The sequence below is a fragment of the Pseudomonas sp. fls2-241-R2A-110 genome (genome assembly GCF_030209165.1).
GTDB lineage: Bacteria > Pseudomonadota > Gammaproteobacteria > Pseudomonadales > Pseudomonadaceae > Aquipseudomonas.
The window spans coordinates 140,871-158,387 of sequence record NZ_JARVSN010000018.1 but is presented as its reverse complement, the minus strand read 5'-3'; the positions used below and the strand labels follow the sequence as shown (position 1 = coordinate 158,387).

Below are 17,517 nucleotides of genomic sequence, written 5' to 3'. Positions count from 1 at the left end.
TTGTTATTTTTTAGGCGGTAACGCGATCACTCGGCCAATGTAGTCGGGGGCGGGAAGGTCGGTTTGCTCGGCGACGATGGCTTGCAGCTTGCTCAGCGTGACTTCGCTGAACGGTGCTGAGCGCGGGCCGGCGAGGTCGACGTGGAGCAGCATTTGTTCGTTGCTGGCCAGTACCTTTTCATCTCCCACCAGATGCAGGCTGTGATAGAGGTGCAGGCGTTTGCTGTCGTGGCCGATGATCTGGGTTCGCACTTCGACGTCGGCATCGAGCTTCACTTCGTGCAGGTAATTGAGGTGCAGCTCTAGGGTAAACAGCGAGTTGCCGCTGGCTTCGCGATTGTTGCTGTCCATGCCCAGCCGATCCATCAGGGCATCGGTGGCGTAGCTGAAAATCAGCAGGTAGAAGGCGTCGCGCAGGTGGCCGTTGTAGTCGACCCAGTCGGGGATGATTTTGGTTTGGTAGGTGGTCAAGGCGGGCATGATGAGTGATCCAAAATGTGTGTTGACTGGATGGCCCCCATCGCGAGCAAGCTCGCTCCCACATTGGTTCTGTGAACGACGCAGATCAACTGTGGGAGCGAGCTTGCTCGCGATGGGGTCGGTCCTGCTGGCTCATTATTCGCTGAAGGCCATCCCATGCTTCTCTTTGGTGGTCTTCACCGCTTCGAGCACTGCCAGCAAGCAATCATCACGATAGCGCTCCAGCGCCGAAATGCTGTGTTTGCCCAGTTGATCGCTGGTGCCGTCGACCACGTCATCAATCAGCTTGTCGGTCAGTTCCGGTGCCGGCAGATACGTCCACGGCAACTGCAATGCCGGACCGAATTGCGCCATGAAGTGCCGCATGCCCGCATCGCCGCCGGCCAGGGTGTAAGTCAGGAAGGTGCCCATGAACGACCAGCGCAGGCCTGCGCCAAAGCGGATCGCGTCGTCGATTTCACCGGTGGTCGCCACACCGTCGTTGACCAGGTGCAGCGCCTCGCGCCAGAGCGCTTCGAGCAAGCGGTCGGCGATAAAACCGGGCACTTCCTTGCGCACATGCAGCGGACGCATGCCTAAGGATTCATACACTTTCATCGCCGCTTGAACGGCTTCCGGCGCGGTGTTTTTGCCGCCGACCACTTCCACCAGCGGCAGCAGGTAAACCGGGTTGAACGGGTGGCCAACCACGCAGCGTTCCGGGTGCGTCGAGCTCTCGTAAAACTCGCTCGGCAACAGGCCCGAAGTGCTCGAGCCGATCAGGGCATTGGGCTTGGCTGCCGCGCTGATTTTGCTGTGCAGTTCCAGTTTCAGGTCCAGACGCTCGGGGGCGCTTTCCTGAATGAAATCGGCATCGCGAACACACTCTTCGATGGTCGCGACAAAGCGCAGACGGTCCTGCGAGGCACCCGGTGCCAGGCCTTGTTTCTCCAGCGCGCCCCACGCATTGGCGACGCGTTTGCGCAGTGCGGCTTCGGCACCGGGCGCCGGGTCCCAGGCCACCACGTCAAGGCCGTGGGCGAGGGCGCGGGATACCCAGCCGCTGCCGATGACACCGCTGCCCAGGGCGGCGAAGGTTTTGATTTCGGTGATGAAGGTCATGGCGATGTCCTAAAGAGTTCGGTGAGCCCCTGTGGGAGCGAGCTTGCTCGCGATGACGGTATTCCGGCCGCAGAAGATGCGTTGGGTGTACTGACGCCATCGCGAGCAAGCTCGCTCCCACAGGGTTAGATGTAGGTTTGGTTCAACCGCGCTTGGTCAGGCCCATTTTTGCCCGGCCTTCAGCCGGTGTCAGAACCCGGGCGCCGAGGCGGCTGAGGATTTCCGAGGCGCGTTCGACCAGTTGGCCGTTGGTCGCCAGTACGCCCTTGTCCAGCCAGATGTTGTCTTCCAGCCCGACTCGCACGTTGCCACCGAGCAGCACCGCTTGCGCCGCCATCGGCATCTGCATGCGACCGATGCCGAAGCCGGCCCACACCGCGTTGGCGGGCAGGTTGTCGACCATGGCTTTCATGGTAGTGGTGTCGGCCGGCGCGCCCCATGGGATGCCCAGGCAGAGCTGGAACAGCGGGTCGTCGAGCAGGCCTTCCTTGATCAACTGTTTGGCGAACCACAGGTGACCGGTGTCGAAAATTTCCAGCTCGGCTTTCACGCCCAGCTCTTGAATGCGTTTGGCGCCAGCACGCAACTGGGCAGGGGTGGACACGTAGATAGTGTCGCCGTCGCCGAAGTTCAGGGTGCCGCAGTCCAGGGTGCAGATTTCCGGCAGCAATTCTTCAACGTGAGCCAGACGGGTCAGCGGGCCGACCAGATCGGTGTTCGGGCCGAACTCCATCGGGTTCTCGCCAGCGCCAATTTCCAGGTCGCCGCCCATGCCGGCGGTGAGGTTGACGATGATGTCGACGTCCGCCTCGCGGATGCGCTCCATCACTTCACGGTACAGCGCCACGTCACGGCTGAATTTGCCGGTTTCGGGGTTGCGTACGTGGCAGTGGACCACCGTGGCGCCGGCCTTGGCCGCTTCAACGGCGGCTGCGGCGATTTGTTTCGGGGTGACCGGCACGTGTGGGCTCTTGCTGGTCGTGTCGCCAGCACCGGTGAGTGCGCAGGTGATGATGACGTCGTGGTTCATTTGATGGTTCCTTGCAGGCGTGGTGGTCCCGTTCGCAGCCCGGTCGGGCTGCGAATCGGTGGTTCGGTTCGGTTTATTTGCTGGTCAGTTGCAGGTTTTCAGCCGCCGGTTTGCCATCGAAGGTGGTCACACCTTCCAGCCAGCGTTGCTTGTCTTGCGGGTGATCCTTGAGCCATTGCTTGGCCGATTCGAAGGCATCCTTGTGATCCAGCAGCGGCTGCATCATCCGGCTCTCGTCTTCGGCGGTGTACGTCAGGTTGCTCAGCAACTTGCCGATGTTCGGGCATTGTTGCGCGTAGTTCGGCGAGGTAACGGTCCAGACGGTGGCCATGCCTTCGTTCGGGCCCAGGGCATCTTCGCTGCCGGTGAGGTAGGTCATCTTCACGTTGACGTTCATCGGGTGCGGCGCCCAGCCGAAGAACACAATGGCTTCGTTGCGTTTGGTGGCACGGGTGACCGCCGACAGCATCCCGGCTTCACTGGATTCAACGAGTTGGAATTTGCCGAGGCCGAACTGGTTCTTGGCGATCATTTCCTTGATCTGGGTGTTGGCACCCGAACCTGGCTCGATGCCGTAGATCTTGCCGCCCAGTTCTTTTTCGAACTTGGCGATGTCGGCGAAGGTTTTCAGGCCCTTGTCGGCAAGGTAAGTCGGAACGGCGAGGGTGGCGCGGGCGTCTTTGAGGCTAGGCGCTTCAAGCACTTTGACCTGCTTGCCATCGACGAACGGGGAGATGGTCTGGGTCATCAGCGGATTCCAGTAACCCAGGAACAGGTCCAGGCGCTGGTCGCGGATCCCGGCGAAGATGATTTGCTGGGAAGCGCTGGTTTGTTTGGTGTTGTAGCCGAGGCCGTCGAGCAATACCTGGGTCATGGCGCTGGTGGCGATTACATCGGTCCAGTTCACGACGCCCATGCGCACGTTCTGGCATGAAGCAGGTTCGGCCGCCATGACACTGGCGCTCAGGAAAGCGGTACCGCTGAGTGCAAGAACACAGCTGCTGATCAGTCGTTTCATCTCAGGTTTCCTCGGCAGTTCGTTATTGTGGGTCCGGTCGTCTTTGTGCGCCGGTGATGCCAAGTTACGCAGCTTAAGGCCCGCTAAAGCGCACTGCGGCGACCAGCTCTTGCACTGCGGCGACCTGTGCTCTTGATTGCCTTCGACAAGTGGCGTATCAACGTCCACACGCTCCCCGCCCTCTCGTTACCTGCCAGTCGAGTGCGCTCCATGTCCCAGGATTTCTACTTCTTGTTGATGCCGGGTTTTTCGGCGATTGGATTTATCTCGGCCATTGAGCCGTTGCGGGTAGCCAATCGCTTTCGTGGCGAGCTGTACCGCTGGCATGTGCTCAGCGCGGACGGTGGGGCGGTACTGGCCAGCAACGGCATGTCGGTCAACGCCGATGCGGCGCTCGAGCCGCTGAAGAAAGGTGCGACGCTCCTGGTGGTCGCCGGGTTCGAACCCTTGAAGTTCGCCACCCCGGCGCTGGAGCACTGGTTGCGTCGGCTGGACAACGAAGGCGTGACGCTCGGCGCCATCGACACCGGCAGTTTCATCCTCGCCGAAGCCGGCCTGCTTGATGGCCATCGCCTGACCCTGCACTGGGAAGCCATCGACGCCTTCAAGGAATCCTATCCACAGCTCAGCGTCACCCAGGAGCTGTTCGAGATCGACCGTCGGCGCATCACCTCGGCGGGCGGCACCGCGTCCATCGACCTGATGCTCGACCTCATCGCCCAGGCCCACGGCCCGCAACTGGCGATCCAGGTCAGCGAACAATTCGTACTCGGGCGTATCCGTCCGCGCAAAGACCACCAGCGCATGGAAGTCGCGACGCGCTATGGCATCAGCAACAAGAAACTGGTGCATGTGATTGGCGAGATGGAGCAGCACAGCGAGCCGCCGCTGAGCACGTTGGAGCTGGCCGAATCGATCAAGGTGACGCGTCGGCAACTGGAGCGCCTGTTTCGGCTGCACTTGAACGACACGCCGAGCAATTTCTACTTGCGGTTGAGGCTGGAGAAAGCTCAGCAGTTGTTGCGCCAGACCGACATGAGCGTGCTGGAAGTGAGTATCGCGTGCGGGTTTGAATCGCCGTCGTATTTCACCCGCAGTTATCGGGCGAAGTTTGCGCGGTGTCCACGTGAGGATCGCCGGCGCTTGGGCGATGGGCGGGAGTTGGTCTGATGATGGTATTGAGCTAGACACAAATCCACTGTGGGAGCGAGCTTGCTCGCGATGACGTCAGTACATCCAACGCATTTTCTGCGGCAGGAATACCGCCATCGCGAGCAAGCTCGCTCCCACAGATAATCCCTGTTAAGTCCGATTTACTTCTTCATCAGCGCCGAACACGCGGCTTTGTAGGCTTCATGCTGATACTTGTTCAGCGTCGCCGGCAGTTCGAAGTTGTGTTTTTTCGCCTGCGCATTGATCGTCTGCGGCGACAGCAGCGTCACCTCGCAACTCTCCAGCAATTGGAAAATGCCCTCGATCTTGAACGTGGTCGGACCACCGGCGAACTCGCCTTTCTTGCTGCGCTTCTTGATCGCGATCCGATCAATGGAATTCTCACGCACAAAAGACGCCACCTGAGCGGCAAACACTTTGACGTTGGCGGCTTCGTCGTCATCGTCGAGAGCGATTTTCTTGGTCGCCAGAGCGACGTGGCTCAGGGCCTGACCGTCGAGGGAGGCCACGGCGATGATCGCTTCGCTGCCTTTGATTTCGATGCCGCAGATTTTCATTTCAATCCCTTTCACAAATGGTTGTGTGCAGCCTACAGCTCAAGTTGATTAGCCGTGATGCCAAACGCCGCGGCAATTTTCTCGCGGGTGGCCTTGCGAGGCTTCGCAACCGTCTCTTGCTGGGCGAAGGCCGGTTGGGAAATACCCATGCGTTTGGCAACTTCGTCCTGTGTAAGGTTCAGGTGTTCGCGCCAAGCCCTGACAGGTAACGCACCATCAACGATAAGGCTGACTACTTCGTGTGGGATCAAGTGATTCTCCATGTTTATGCTATTACTCCTGCCCAATCGACTCCAAAAACTCCGACCGCTCGTCACTCATCCGCGCCACGCAATCATTTTGCGCGATGGTGAACGCCTTGCTACCGCTGGTCGCCGGGAACGCTTCCACTGCGCAGTCTGCGTCTCGGGTCTTGAGCCACTGCTGTTGGGCGGTCTTGAGCTTGGCGGTGATGTCGGCCAGTTGCGCCGGGTTCTTGCTGTAGGCCGTTTGCATGCGCTCGTTCAGGCTTTTGTAGTTGTCTTTCAGCAGATCTTCCGCGGTAGTTCTGCTGTAGGCCGAGCATTCCAGGGTCTGGACGTCGTTTTCGACCGCATCGCACGGGTTAATGTCGGACTCTTCAGCCGCCTGTACGCCGGTCGCTATCAGTGCCAAAGCCAGGAAGATCGATTTCATTGCGCCGCCGCCCCTTTTTCCAATGCATATTCAGTGATGCGGCGAATTCTGGCCCATGCGCAGGCCCTTGAACAGGTGCGTGATCACGCCCCGCGATGACCCTTTGTCGCGGATTGACGCTTTCGGCAAACCCCCTGTCGTTTTTGCACCCGGCTGCCCCGTCCCTCAGGCATATGCTGGCCCCAAAGCGCCGGCACACGATTCGGCGCATGAATCGCTAATAGGGGACTGCCTGATGAGCCCAGCCGAATTACACGCCGACAGCATCGTTATCGACGGTCTGATTATTGCCAAGTGGAACCGCGAGCTGTTCGAAGACATGCGCAAGGGCGGTCTGACTGCGGCCAACTGCACCGTGTCGGTGTGGGAGGGCTTCCAGGCCACCGTCAACAATATCGCCGCCAGCCAGAAACTGATCCGCGAGAACAGCGACCTGGTGATTCCGGTGCGCACCACCGCCGATATCCGCAAGGCCAAGGAGCAGGGCAAGACCGGCATTCTGTTCGGCTTCCAGAATGCTCACGCGTTTGAAGACCAGATCGGCTACGTCGAGGTGTTCAAGCAGCTGGGCGTCGGTATCGTGCAGATGTGCTACAACACCCAGAACCTGGTCGGCACCGGCTGCTACGAGCGCGATGGCGGCCTGTCGGGCTTCGGTCGCGAGATCGTTGCCGAGATGAACCGCGTCGGCGTCATGTGCGACCTGTCCCACGTGGGTTCGAAAACCTCCGAAGAAGTCATCCTCGAATCCAAGAAGCCAGTGTGCTACTCCCACTGCCTGCCGTCGGGTCTGAAAATCCACCCGCGCAACAAATCCGATGAAGAACTCAAGTTCATTGCCGACCACGGCGGTTTCGTCGGTGTGACCATGTTTGCGCCATTCCTGGCCAAAGGCATCGATTCGACCATCGACGACTACGCCGAAGCCATCGAATACACCATGAACATCGTCGGCGAAGACGCCATTGGCATCGGTACCGACTTCACCCAGGGCCATGGCCAGGACTTTTTCGAATACCTGACCCATGACAAGGGCTACGCCCGTCGCCTGACCAGTTTCGGCAAGATCATCAACCCGCTGGGCATCCGCACCGTCGGCGAGTTCCCGAACCTGACCGAAACCCTGCTGAAGCGCGGCCACTCCGAGCGCGTGGTCCGCAAGATCATGGGCGAGAACTGGGTGAACGTCCTGAAGGACGTCTGGGGCGAATAAGCCACCGCCCCCCTCTGAATCCTTTCCCCCGGCCGACCGCGCCGGGGGCAACAGCAAAATTTTTCTGGAGTTAAGTTTCCATGGCCAAGATCGCCCCGCAATTGCCAATCGAAGTCGACAGCGAAACCGGTGTCTGGACCTCCGACGCCCTGCCAATGCTGTACGTACCGCGTCACTTCTTCGTCAACAACCACATGGGCATCGAGGAAGTGCTGGGTGCCGACGCCTACGCCGAAATCCTCTACAAGGCCGGCTACAAGTCCGCCTGGCACTGGTGTGAAAAAGAAGCTGAATGCCACGGCCTGGAAGGCGTCGCGGTGTTCGAACACTACATGAAGCGCCTGTCGCAACGCGGTTGGGGCCTGTTCAAGATCCAGGACATCGATCTCGACAAAGGCACCGCCAGCGTCAAGCTCGAACACTCGGCATTTGTCTATGTGTACGGCAAGGTCGGGCGCAAGGTCGACTACATGTTCACTGGCTGGTTTGCCGGTGCCATGGACCAGATCCTGCAAGCCCGCGGGAGCAAGATCCGCACCGTTGCCGAACAGGTTTACGGTGGTTCAGAAGAAGGCCACGACGACGGCCTGTTCACCGTCAAGCCGTTGTAAGTCGAGGAACCCGCCATGGCTTTCGAAGCAATGTTTCAGCCGATCCAGATCGGTAAACTGACCATCCGCAACCGCGTGCTCAGCACCGCGCACGCCGAGGTTTATGCCACCGACGGCGGCATGACCACCGACCGGTACGTCAAGTATTACGAAGAGAAAGCCAAGGGCGGGATCGGCCTGGCGATTTGCGGCGGTTCTTCCAGTGTGGCCATCGACAGCCCGCAAGGCTGGTGGAAGTCGGTCAACCTGGCCGACGACCGGATCATCCCGCACTTCCAGAACCTGGCCGATGCCATGCACAAGCATGGCGCCAAGATCATGATTCAGATTACCCACATGGGCCGACGCTCGCGTTGGGATGGCGAGCATTGGCCAACCCTGCTGTCACCGTCGGGTATCCGTGAACCGGTGCACCGTGCGACCTGCAAAACCATCGAGCCGGAAGAAATCTGGCGGGTGATCGGCAACTACGCCAGCGCTGCGGCGCGGGCCAAGGCCGGTGGCCTGGACGGCGTCGAACTGTCCGCCGTGCACCAGCACATGATCGACCAGTTCTGGAGCCCGCGAGTCAACAAGCGTACCGACGAATGGGGCGGCAGCTTCGAGAACCGCATGCGTTTCGGCCTGGAAGTGCTCAAGGCTGTGCGGGCTGAAGTCGGCCCGGATTTCTGTGTCGGGATCCGTCTGTGCGGTGATGAATTCCACCCGGACGGCTTGTCCCACGAAGACATGAAGCAGATCGCCAAGTACTACGATGACACCGGCATGATCGACTTCATCGGCGTGGTGGGTTCGGGTTGCGACACCCACAACACCCTGGCCAACGTTATTCCGAACATGAGTTATCCACCGGAGCCATTCCTGCACTTGGCCGCCGGTATCAAAGAAGTGGTCAAGGCCCCGGTACTGCACGCGCAGAACATCAAGGACCCGAACCAGGCGACCCGTATTCTGGAAGGCGGCTACGTGGACATGGTCGGCATGACCCGCGCCCACATCGCCGACCCGCACCTGATCGCCAAGATCAAGATGGGTCAAGTCGACCAGATCAAACAATGTGTCGGCGCCAACTACTGCATCGACCGTCAATACCAAGGTCTGGATGTGCTGTGCATCCAGAACGCCGCAACCTCCCGTGAATACATGGGCGTGCCGCACATCATCGAGAAGTCGACCGGTGTGAAGCGCAAAGTTGTGGTGGTCGGTGCCGGCCCTGCCGGGATGGAAGCGGCGCGTGTGTCGGCCGAACGTGGCCACGACGTGACCCTGTTCGAGAAGAAAGAATTCATCGGCGGGCAGATCACCACCGCCTCGAAAGCCCCGCAACGGGACCAGATCGCCGGTATCACTCGCTGGTTCCAGCTGGAACTGGCGCGTTTGAAAGTCGACCTGCGCCTAGGCGTGGCCGCCGATGCGGCGACCATTCTCGACCTGCGTCCAGATGTAGTGGTGCTCGCCGTCGGCGGCCATCCATTCCTTGAGCAGAACGAGCATTGGGGCGCGGCCGAAGGCCTGGTGGTCAGCAGCTGGGACATCCTCGATGGCAAGGTTGCACCGGGCAAAAATGTGCTGGTCTACGATACCATTTGCGAGTTCACCGGGATGTCGGCCGCCGACTTCCTCGCCGACAAGGGGAGCCAGGTCGAGATCGTCACTGACGACATCAAGCCGGGCGTAGCGATTGGCGGCACCTCGTTCCCGACTTACTACCGCAGCATGTACCCCAAAGAAGTGATCATGACCGGGGACATGATGCTGGAGAAGGTCTACCGCGAAGGCGACAAGCTGGTGGCGGTACTGGAAAACGAATACACCGGCGCCAAAGAGGAGCGGGTGGTGGACCAGGTCGTCGTTGAAAACGGCGTGCGCCCGGACGAAGAAATCTACTACGCGCTGAAGGAAGGCTCGCGCAACAAAGGCCAGATGGACATCGAGGCCCTGTTCGCGATCAAGCCACAACCTTCGCTGAGCCAGGCGGGCGACGGCTACTTGCTGTTCCGCATCGGCGACTGCGTGGCGCAGCGCAACACTCACGCGGCGATCTATGACGCGCTGCGGTTGTGCAAAGACTTCTAACGGCTTGCACAAAACCCTGTGGGAGCGAGCTTGCTCGCGAAGCGGTGGGTCAGTCGACATCGATGTTGAATGTCAGTCCGCCTTCGCGAGCAAGCTCGCTCCCACAGTGACCGAGTAAGGCATCTCGACCTGCAAGACCTGCGGTCTTTGGGAGCTCCACCATGTTGAACACCCTTCTTCCAATCCTGTTGTTCGCTGCCCTGGGCCTTGCGGTTCTGGGCGCGTTGCGGCGGGTGGCTATGTGGCGCCGAGGCCGGGCTTCGAAAGTCGACCTGATCGGCGGCCTGTTCGCCATGCCCAAGCGCTACATGGTCGACTTGCACCACGTCGTCGCGCGGGACAAATACATCGCCAACACCCACGTGGCCACGGCCGGTGGTGCGGTGGCGTCTATCGTGCTGGCGATTCTGGTGCACGGTTTCGGCCTGCATAACCGCATCCTCGGTTATGCCCTGTTGCTGATGACGGCCGTGATGTTCGTCGGCGCGATCTTCGTCTACCTGCGTCGACGCAACCCGCCGGCCCGCCTGTCCAAAGGCCCGTGGATGCGCTTGCCGAAAAGCCTGCTGGCGTTCTCGGTAAGCTTCTTCCTGTTGACCCTGCCGGTTGCCGGCATCCTCCCGGAAAACTTCGGCGGCTGGGTAGTGGCTGCGATTCTCGGCGTGGGCGTGCTGTGGGGCGTTTCGGAACTGTTCTTCGGCATGACCTGGGGCGGGCCGATGAAGCACGCCTTCGCTGGCGCCCTGCACCTGGCTTGGCACCGTCGCGCCGAACGCTTTGGCGGCGGTCGCTCCACCGGTTTGAAACCGCTGGACCTCAACGATCCAAACGCGCCGCTGGGCGTGGAAAAACCCAAGGATTTCACCTGGAACCAACTGCTCGGCTTCGACGCCTGCGTGCAGTGCGGTAAGTGCGAAGCCGCGTGCCCGGCGTTCGCCGCCGGCCAGCCGCTGAACCCGAAAAAACTGATCCAGGACATGGTCGTCGGCCTCGCTGGCGGCACCGATGCGAAATTCGCCGGCAGCCCGTATCCAGGCAAAGCCATCGGTGAACACGCCGGTAACCCGCATCAGCCAATCGTCAACGGTCTGGTGGATGCCGAAACCCTGTGGTCCTGCACTACCTGCCGCGCCTGCGTCGAGGAATGCCCGATGATGATCGAGCACGTCGATGCCATCGTCGACATGCGCCGCCATCTGACCCTGGAAAAAGGCGCGACGCCAAACAAAGGCGCCGAAGTCCTGGAAAACCTGATCGCCACCGACAACCCAGGCGGTTTCGCTCCGGGCGGCCGGATGAACTGGGCGGCGGATCTGAACCTCAATCTGATGAGCGAGAAGAAATCCGTCGACGTGCTGTTCTGGGTCGGCGACGGTGCGTTCGACATGCGCAACCAGCGCACCCTGCGTGCCTTCGTCAAAGTGCTGAAAGCGGCCAAGGTCGACTTCGCGGTGCTCGGGCTTGAAGAGCGCGACAGCGGTGATGTGGCCCGACGTCTGGGCGACGAAGCGACCTTCCAGCTGTTGGCCAAACGCAACATCCAGACCCTGGCGAAATACAACTTCAATCGCATTGTCACCTGCGACCCACACAGCTTCCACGTGCTGAAAAACGAATACGGCGCCTTCGACGGCAACTACCTCGTGCAGCACCACAGCACCTACATGGCCGAAATCATCGGCGCTGGCGCCCTGAACCTTGGCCAGCACAAAGGCAGCAGCGTCACCTATCACGACCCGTGCTACCTCGGCCGCTACAACGGCGAATACGAGGCGCCGCGTGAAGTGCTGCGCGCCCTCGGGATTGAAGTCAAAGAGATGGAACGCTCCGGTTTCCGTTCGCGCTGCTGCGGCGGTGGCGGCGGTGCGCCGATCACCGACATCCCGGGCAAGCAACGGATCCCCGACATGCGCATGGAAGACATCCGCGAAACCGGCGCCGAACTGGTGGCCGTGGGTTGCCCGCAGTGCACCGCGATGCTTGAAGGCGTGGTTGAACCGCGTCCGCTGATCAAAGACATTGCTGAACTGGTCGCCGATGCGCTGCTCGAAGACGCAGCACCGGGAAAGCCTTCGGCACCGGCCAAACGTGAACCTGCGGAGGTGCATTGATGAGCGACATTATCCGCCGCGATCCTCGCGCTGAATGGATCGCCCGCAACCGTCTACACCCGCTGCACGCGGCCATGCAACCGGCGCAACACAGCTGGATGGGGCCTAACGGCGTCATCCGCAAGAATCTTCACGGGATCGGGTTTATCGGCCCCAATGGGATCAAACGGATCGACCGCAGTGGCGCTCAGCAGGGCGGGGCGACTAAACGCTCGGCCGCGGTTGAAGTGCAATTGCCGCTGCATCAAGTGGCTGCACCCGCGTTTTACATCAGCGTGGTGCCGGACATGGTCGGCGGCCGCTTGAGCAGCCACGACCGCGACTTGCTTGGTCTGGCACACCAACTGGCTGGCAAGGATGGCGCGGTGTTGGCCGTGGTCTTCGGTGAACACAAAGAAAGTGCCTTTGCCACGGCTGGCGTCGATCGCTTGCTGGTGCTGGATGGCGACGAATTCAGCGGTTATGCACCGGAACAACGGGTCCAGGGCCTGCGGGCTGTGGATAACCAGTTCAGCCCGCGTCACTGGTTGCTGCCGGACAGTCGCAGCGGTGGCGGTGAACTGGGCCGACGCTTTGCTGCCGCACTGGGCGAACGACCGGCCACGCGGGTCTGGCAGGTCAAGGATCAGGAGTGTATCGGTCGCGCTGGTGCCGGTTTGCAGGACCTTGCGCGCCCGGTGGCACGCTTGATTCTGGCTGCCGTTGAATGCGCCGAGCCGGTCAGCGAAACCCGTCACGAAGCGCTACCGGTGGAGTTATCCACAGCCGTGGCACGCAGCCTGTCGCGCATCGAAGATTTGGGCGCTGTGGCGGTCGATCCGGCAGCGATTCCGATGGCCGAAGCCGAGTTCATCTTCTCCGGCGGCAACGGGGTCAAGGACTGGGGACTTTTCCACAGGACCGCCCAAGCCTTGGGCGCTACCGAAGGCGCCTCCCGAGTGGCGGTGGACGATGGCTTTATGGCGCGCGACCGTCAGGTCGGCGCCTCCGGCACCTGGGTTACGGCACGGGTTTACGTGGCGGTGGGGATTTCCGGGGCGATCCAGCACCTGCAAGGCATCGGTGCCTGCGACAAGGTGGTGGCGATCAACCTCGATCCTGGCTGCGACATGATCAAACGGGCCGACCTGTCGGTGATCGGCGAGAGCGCCGAGATTCTTCAAGCCTTGATCGATGCGGTTGAGAATTATCGCAACGAAGCCAAGCGCGATGCGGCTTAAGGAAAGGAAAGGGTTATGAGCACGAAAATCATCAGCCTGGTATCCATCGGCGCCCACCCGACCTCCGGCCGGCCGCGCCGCGCCGAACAGGACGCCCGCGCCGTGGAACTGGGCCTGCAACTGGCTGGGGATAACCTGCAAGTGCTGCATGCCGGCGACGTTGCCGAGCCTGCGTTGCGTGCGTATCTGGGCATGGGCCTGGAGCAGTTGCATGTGCTTGAACAACCTTCTGGCGCCGATGCATTGCCGGCACTGACCGCGTATTTACGCGACGCCGGGGCGCAGGTGGTGCTGACCGGCAGTCAGGCGGAAACCGGTGAAGGCTCGGGCATGCTGCCGTTCCTGCTGGCGGAAAGCCTCGGCTGGCCGCTCGTGGTGGGGTTGGCGCAAGTGGAATCCATCGACGGCAGTTCAGCCCTGGTGCTGCAAGCCTTGCCCCGTGGTCAACGCCGTCGCTTGAAAGTGCGCCTACCGTTTCTGGCCACTGTGGATAACGCCGCACCGAAGCCTCGGCAGAGCGCCTATGGTCCAGCCCGACGTGGTGTGCTGCAGGCTGACGAAGTGGAAATCATCGACGATGAACTGCTCGCGGTCGCGACCCTGCAACCGGCCAAGCCACGGCCAAAACGCTTGAAGGTGATCAAGGCCAAGAGCGGCGCCGACCGGATGAAGGCGGCCACGGCCAAGGCCAGTGGCGGCGGCGGGCAAGTGCTCAAAGGGTTGAGTGCCGAGGCGGGGGCCGAGGCGATTCTCAAGTTGCTGATCGAAGAAGGCGTGGTTCGCTAGCGGTCTTGTGGGGGCAGGTAAATGGCAGTTGAGTTTCGTTCGGCGCGGCGCAGTGATGCGCGCGAGATTGCGCGTTTGTTCCAGATTTCATCAGAGGGCGCTGCGGATTACATCTGGAGCCAGATAGCAGAGCCCGGCCAGGATCTCCTCGACGTCGGTGCTCTGCGTTACGCCCGTGACGACGTGGACTTTTCTTATCAGAACTGCCTGATTGCCGAGGCCGGTGGGCACGTCATCGGCATGATGCACAGCTACGTGATACGTCACGATCCGCTGGCGGCTCCTGTCACCGATCCGGTCCTGGCGCCTTACGCCAAACTGGAAATCCCCGACACCCTCTACATTTCCAGCCTGGCGCTGCACGAGGGGTGGCGCAATCAGGGCCTGGGCAAGCAGTTTCTGGCTTACGCCTACGACCGTGCCAATCAGTTGGGGCTCAATGGCTTGAGCCTGATCGACTACGCCGCAAACACCGGCGCCCGACGCTTTTACGAGCGACATGGCTTTCGTGTCGTTGATACCTGCCAGATCACACCGCATCCGATGATTCGGGTCACGGGCGAGGCCTATCTGATGTATCGGCCGTAGTGAGCTACATTTCACTATGAGCTGCCCGGGTTCGCAGCAGCGTTAATTCATAAAACTCGTTTTCAAGAATGGGTTGACGATGGCAGCGGTCGGTCGGCGTCAGACGGGTCGGATCAGCGGCATCTACCTAACGTCGTCTCTGCTGCTGTTTGCGTTTTGTCTGTGCACTGCGCCCTGTTCGAAGGCGCAGGCCGGCAAGGCAACGGCAGATTTCTATACCTGGCTAGCGTCTGAGCAGGGACAAAAAGCCTCCCTGGCGCAAATGCAGCAGCAATGCGACAACGTGTCGGACGCTGGAAAAAACCTCGATTGCTCAGTGTCGGTTTTCGCCCGGATGTTCGAGGCGAAAGCGGCAAACCAGATTCCCGACTACTACCTGGCGATCAAGCGGCGTCACGCCCAAGCCATCGCTAAAGATCCCGAGCTCAACGCCCTGTTTTCCATGTTCGGCAGCGAGTCCATCGCGGCGCTGCGCTCGGTCGGCGATTTTTCGGTGACCAGGTCCAGGTCTCGTGAAGAGCTGGCGATTCATCCTTATGCCCGTGATGGTGATGTGACCGAGGAAGTGTTTCCCTACATTGATGTCAGCGCGGCCAATGGCGCCTCGTCACGCTTCATTGTGGACACGGGAGCGCCGCAAACCCGCGTCAATATCGACACCGCGAAGCGTATGGGGATCACCTTGTTGAGTGACTCCCATTATGGCTACAGCACCTTTTACGGAGAGCACGGCCTGTCTGCCAAACTCGGGATCTTTAAGTCCTTGAAGATCGGCGGGAGTGAATTCAGGAACGTCCTGGTGTTCGTCAGCGACCGGGATAACTTATTAGGGCTCGATTTGATCGGTAAGCTGGGACGCCTGAAGGTCACCAAAAAGACCTTGGTGCTCAATGCCGAGCCGCCAGAGCGCTGCGACTCGCACATTATGTATGCGCGTATGGATATCAACCTGCGGCTGACCATCGCGGCACGCCTGGATCGCCAGGCCATATCGGCAATTATTGACACCGGCAACGTTGATTACCTGACGTCGGCCGCACCGGGCAACCAGCCCATCAGCGTCGTCAATAACCCGCTCTATCAAACCTACAGGGGCGAATTGAGCCTTTCAGGGCACACCCGGCTGATCACTTACAAATACTACCCGGACTTCACGATTCCGCCGTCCATGCTGCGAGGCAAGTACGTGCCTTCGATTTTGTTCGGGTGGCGCTCATTCGATGACTATGAATTGAATCTGGATCTCGACGCGGATCGGTCATGTTTCAACAGGATTTAGCAATAGACAAAACTCTCGTCAGTAAGAAGGATGCAGACTGTAAGATCATTTTTTTATTTGTGTAAGAGATTTCGTGTCGCTCATGGATTTAAGTGTTTATTCGGTGGCAAGTTAGCGTGTTGTATTTTTCAGTCTTGACAATATTTTCTTTGTATATCAGTGGGCTAGCTTGGTTTTGGCGGGAGAGTCGCCGTTTAAATTAGCCTCGATGCGTCCTACATCGGCTAAGGGTAGCGCTTTCAGTTACATTTGTGATGGTGTTGTTTGACGGTTTTCGTTGCGTTATATTTTTAGCCCGATCACCAGTGCGAGTAGTTTGTGGCGCGTGGTTTTATCAGGATAATGAAGGCTGACCTTTAAATGGACTTTTTTGACAAGCTCATTAATCTATATTTGGCGTTTCAGGTGAGGTGTGGATGTTTTAAGAGTGGGGTGCATGAATACTTCAGAAGTTTTTACAAATGTTGAAAGAATTAAGATGTGGTGATTGTAAAAAACTTCTTTGCAAAATCGGAAAATTTACCGAGTTCCAGATTAAATGTTCCAGATGCGGGACATTGAATCATGTGAAGGTCGCGAACCTCGAACGATCGCCTACGAGCGAATTACATGCAGCAGTCGTTGCTGAAAATCATACAACTTCGTAGGAATTACATATGAATGGAATCGTACTACCACCTATTCAGATTAATGCAGCCGCGCCAGGCTATACTCCGCCTACGGCGAGTGGTGCTTGGCCCGCGCCCAACCCTGCAATGGTTTTTATTGCACAGCAACAAGAACGGAACCAGTTCTACAGCCAGGGATTGTGGCGAGAGATGATCATAAAGATCACAAACGAACAACAGTCTTCTATTAGAAATGGGGTTGCTGTAGGCATTGTCTCTTCGATTGTGCGTGATATGCAGGCGATCCCCTTTGCGGATAACTACATTTGCTTAAACCCAAATATGTCACCCGCGCAGGCTTTGCATTACACGTCAAGTTACTTTAAAGCAGGTTCTGTGCCTGAATCCATTGGCTTGTCTGGAGGACTACTAACTCCAATAGCTGCCTTTGGTCATTTTCTCTATGGTAATGGAGCCTCTGCTGAGGCCAATATCAATAGTCTAGGGCTGAATTTGTCTGGAACATCAATCCCAATGCTGGAATCTGCATTTGTAAATGCACCTGTCGGTCGAACTTCTATTGCCTTGGATAAGGTGCCCTATAACACATCATCAGACTCTTGGATGACAGCGTCCTGGCTTGGGAATATTACACTGAAGATTGAAGGGGTTATCATAAAGCAGGAAAATGGAAAATTAAGTTTTAACGGAGGGGCAAGAGCTTATAATGATATTTATGACGCTAATCCAAGCACGTTTCGAAGTGCGATTGGTGAAAGTGCAACAAGTGTGCTCGCAGCGGTTGAGAAATATTTAAATGCTAAGCCGTATGAAATTTCGCTTCAAGGGACAAATTTGATCTTTATTTCTCGGTAATGCCTGGCTAAAGTGTTCCGAATTACGGATTTTCAGTAGGTTGTCAGGGGGATATATAAGGTTGGTCGTGCAGGTATTGGCGACCCACCGAAGTTTACTTTGCGGAGAGTGATCT

The 17,517-nt window shown here is 59.0% G+C and carries 17 protein-coding genes and 1 pseudogene; 11 read left to right on the top strand and 7 right to left on the bottom strand.

Features of this window, described 5'->3' with window-relative positions:
- Positions 1-3 precede the first annotated feature (3 nt).
- The 4 genes from QRN31_RS14780 to QRN31_RS14765 form a co-directional block, all read right to left on the bottom strand.
- Positions 4-480, bottom strand: coding sequence for a thioesterase family protein (locus QRN31_RS14780; protein WP_285432725.1), 477 nt, complete (start codon positions 478-480; stop codon positions 4-6).
- 135 nt (positions 481-615) lie between these two features.
- Positions 616-1,581, bottom strand: a complete 966-nt coding sequence (locus QRN31_RS14775; protein WP_222588774.1) for an L-carnitine dehydrogenase — start codon at positions 1,579-1,581, stop codon at positions 616-618.
- A gap of 142 nt (positions 1,582-1,723) precedes the next feature.
- Positions 1,724-2,611 (bottom strand): 3-dehydrocarnitine:acetyl-CoA trimethylamine transferase CdhC, encoded by an 888-nt coding sequence (cdhC, locus tag QRN31_RS14770; RefSeq protein ID WP_017341199.1) that lies wholly within the window; start codon positions 2,609-2,611, stop codon positions 1,724-1,726.
- 73 nt (positions 2,612-2,684) lie between these two features.
- On the bottom strand, positions 2,685-3,629 hold the full coding sequence (locus tag QRN31_RS14765; protein ID WP_090178843.1) for a choline ABC transporter substrate-binding protein: 945 nt from the start codon (positions 3,627-3,629) through the stop codon (positions 2,685-2,687).
- Positions 3,630-3,839: 210 nt separating this feature from the next.
- Here QRN31_RS14765 and QRN31_RS14760 point away from each other — a divergent pair, with 210 nt between their 5' ends.
- Positions 3,840-4,799 (top strand): GlxA family transcriptional regulator, encoded by a 960-nt coding sequence (locus QRN31_RS14760; RefSeq protein ID WP_285432722.1) that lies wholly within the window; start codon positions 3,840-3,842, stop codon positions 4,797-4,799.
- A 143-nt stretch (positions 4,800-4,942) separates the two neighbouring features.
- On the opposite strand, the gene QRN31_RS14755 is transcribed toward QRN31_RS14760, so the two are convergent.
- The 3 genes and pseudogenes from QRN31_RS14755 to QRN31_RS14745 form a co-directional block, all read right to left on the bottom strand.
- Positions 4,943-5,359: a DUF3010 family protein gene (locus QRN31_RS14755; RefSeq protein ID WP_222588772.1), complete on the bottom strand. Its 417-nt coding sequence runs from the start codon at positions 5,357-5,359 to the stop codon at positions 4,943-4,945.
- A 32-nt stretch (positions 5,360-5,391) separates the two neighbouring features.
- A pseudogene (locus QRN31_RS14750) lies at positions 5,392-5,622 on the bottom strand (helix-turn-helix domain-containing protein); the annotation flags it as partial.
- 10 nt (positions 5,623-5,632) lie between these two features.
- Positions 5,633-6,034 carry a lysozyme inhibitor LprI family protein gene (locus QRN31_RS14745; protein ID WP_285432720.1) on the bottom strand — a complete coding sequence of 134 codons (402 nt, stop codon included), beginning with the start codon at positions 6,032-6,034 and terminating at the stop codon, positions 5,633-5,635.
- A 235-nt stretch (positions 6,035-6,269) separates the two neighbouring features.
- Between QRN31_RS14745 and QRN31_RS14740 the strand changes: the two genes are divergently transcribed.
- From QRN31_RS14740 to QRN31_RS14695, 10 genes are all read left to right on the top strand, one after another.
- Positions 6,270-7,247, top strand: a complete 978-nt coding sequence (locus QRN31_RS14740; RefSeq protein ID WP_008033250.1) for a dipeptidase — start codon at positions 6,270-6,272, stop codon at positions 7,245-7,247.
- Between the two features lie 80 nt (positions 7,248-7,327).
- Complete coding sequence (locus tag QRN31_RS14735) at positions 7,328-7,858, top strand: DUF5943 domain-containing protein (RefSeq protein ID WP_008033249.1); 531 nt, start codon at positions 7,328-7,330, stop codon at positions 7,856-7,858.
- A gap of 15 nt (positions 7,859-7,873) precedes the next feature.
- Positions 7,874-9,934 (top strand): dimethylglycine demethylation protein DgcA, encoded by a 2,061-nt coding sequence (gene dgcA / locus QRN31_RS14730; RefSeq protein WP_285432719.1) that lies wholly within the window; start codon positions 7,874-7,876, stop codon positions 9,932-9,934.
- A 161-nt stretch (positions 9,935-10,095) separates the two neighbouring features.
- Positions 10,096-12,045: a dimethylglycine demethylation protein DgcB gene (gene dgcB / locus QRN31_RS14725; protein ID WP_285432718.1), complete on the top strand. Its 1,950-nt coding sequence runs from the start codon at positions 10,096-10,098 to the stop codon at positions 12,043-12,045.
- The gene (etfA, locus tag QRN31_RS14720; RefSeq protein WP_285432717.1) at positions 12,045-13,265 is read left to right on the top strand and encodes an electron transfer flavoprotein subunit alpha; all 1,221 of its coding nucleotides are present in this window, start codon (positions 12,045-12,047) and stop codon (positions 13,263-13,265) included. The genes dgcB and etfA overlap by 1 nt, the downstream gene beginning before the upstream one ends.
- 15 nt (positions 13,266-13,280) lie before the next feature.
- Entirely contained in the window at positions 13,281-14,051 is a 771-nt protein-coding gene (gene etfB / locus QRN31_RS14715) for an electron transfer flavoprotein subunit beta (RefSeq protein ID WP_285432716.1), read from the top strand.
- A gap of 21 nt (positions 14,052-14,072) precedes the next feature.
- Positions 14,073-14,639 carry a GNAT family N-acetyltransferase gene (locus QRN31_RS14710; protein WP_285432715.1) on the top strand — a complete coding sequence of 189 codons (567 nt, stop codon included), beginning with the start codon at positions 14,073-14,075 and terminating at the stop codon, positions 14,637-14,639.
- 79 nt (positions 14,640-14,718) lie between these two features.
- Positions 14,719-15,918: a retropepsin-like aspartic protease gene (locus QRN31_RS14705; RefSeq protein WP_285432714.1), complete on the top strand. Its 1,200-nt coding sequence runs from the start codon at positions 14,719-14,721 to the stop codon at positions 15,916-15,918.
- 461 nt (positions 15,919-16,379) lie between these two features.
- Complete coding sequence (locus QRN31_RS14700; RefSeq protein ID WP_285432712.1) at positions 16,380-16,565, top strand: Com family DNA-binding transcriptional regulator; 186 nt, start codon at positions 16,380-16,382, stop codon at positions 16,563-16,565.
- A 9-nt stretch (positions 16,566-16,574) separates the two neighbouring features.
- A complete protein-coding gene (locus QRN31_RS14695; RefSeq protein ID WP_285432711.1) occupies positions 16,575-17,402 on the top strand; it encodes a lipid II-degrading bacteriocin in 828 nt (275 codons plus the stop codon).
- The last annotated feature ends 115 nt before the right edge of the window (positions 17,403-17,517 follow it).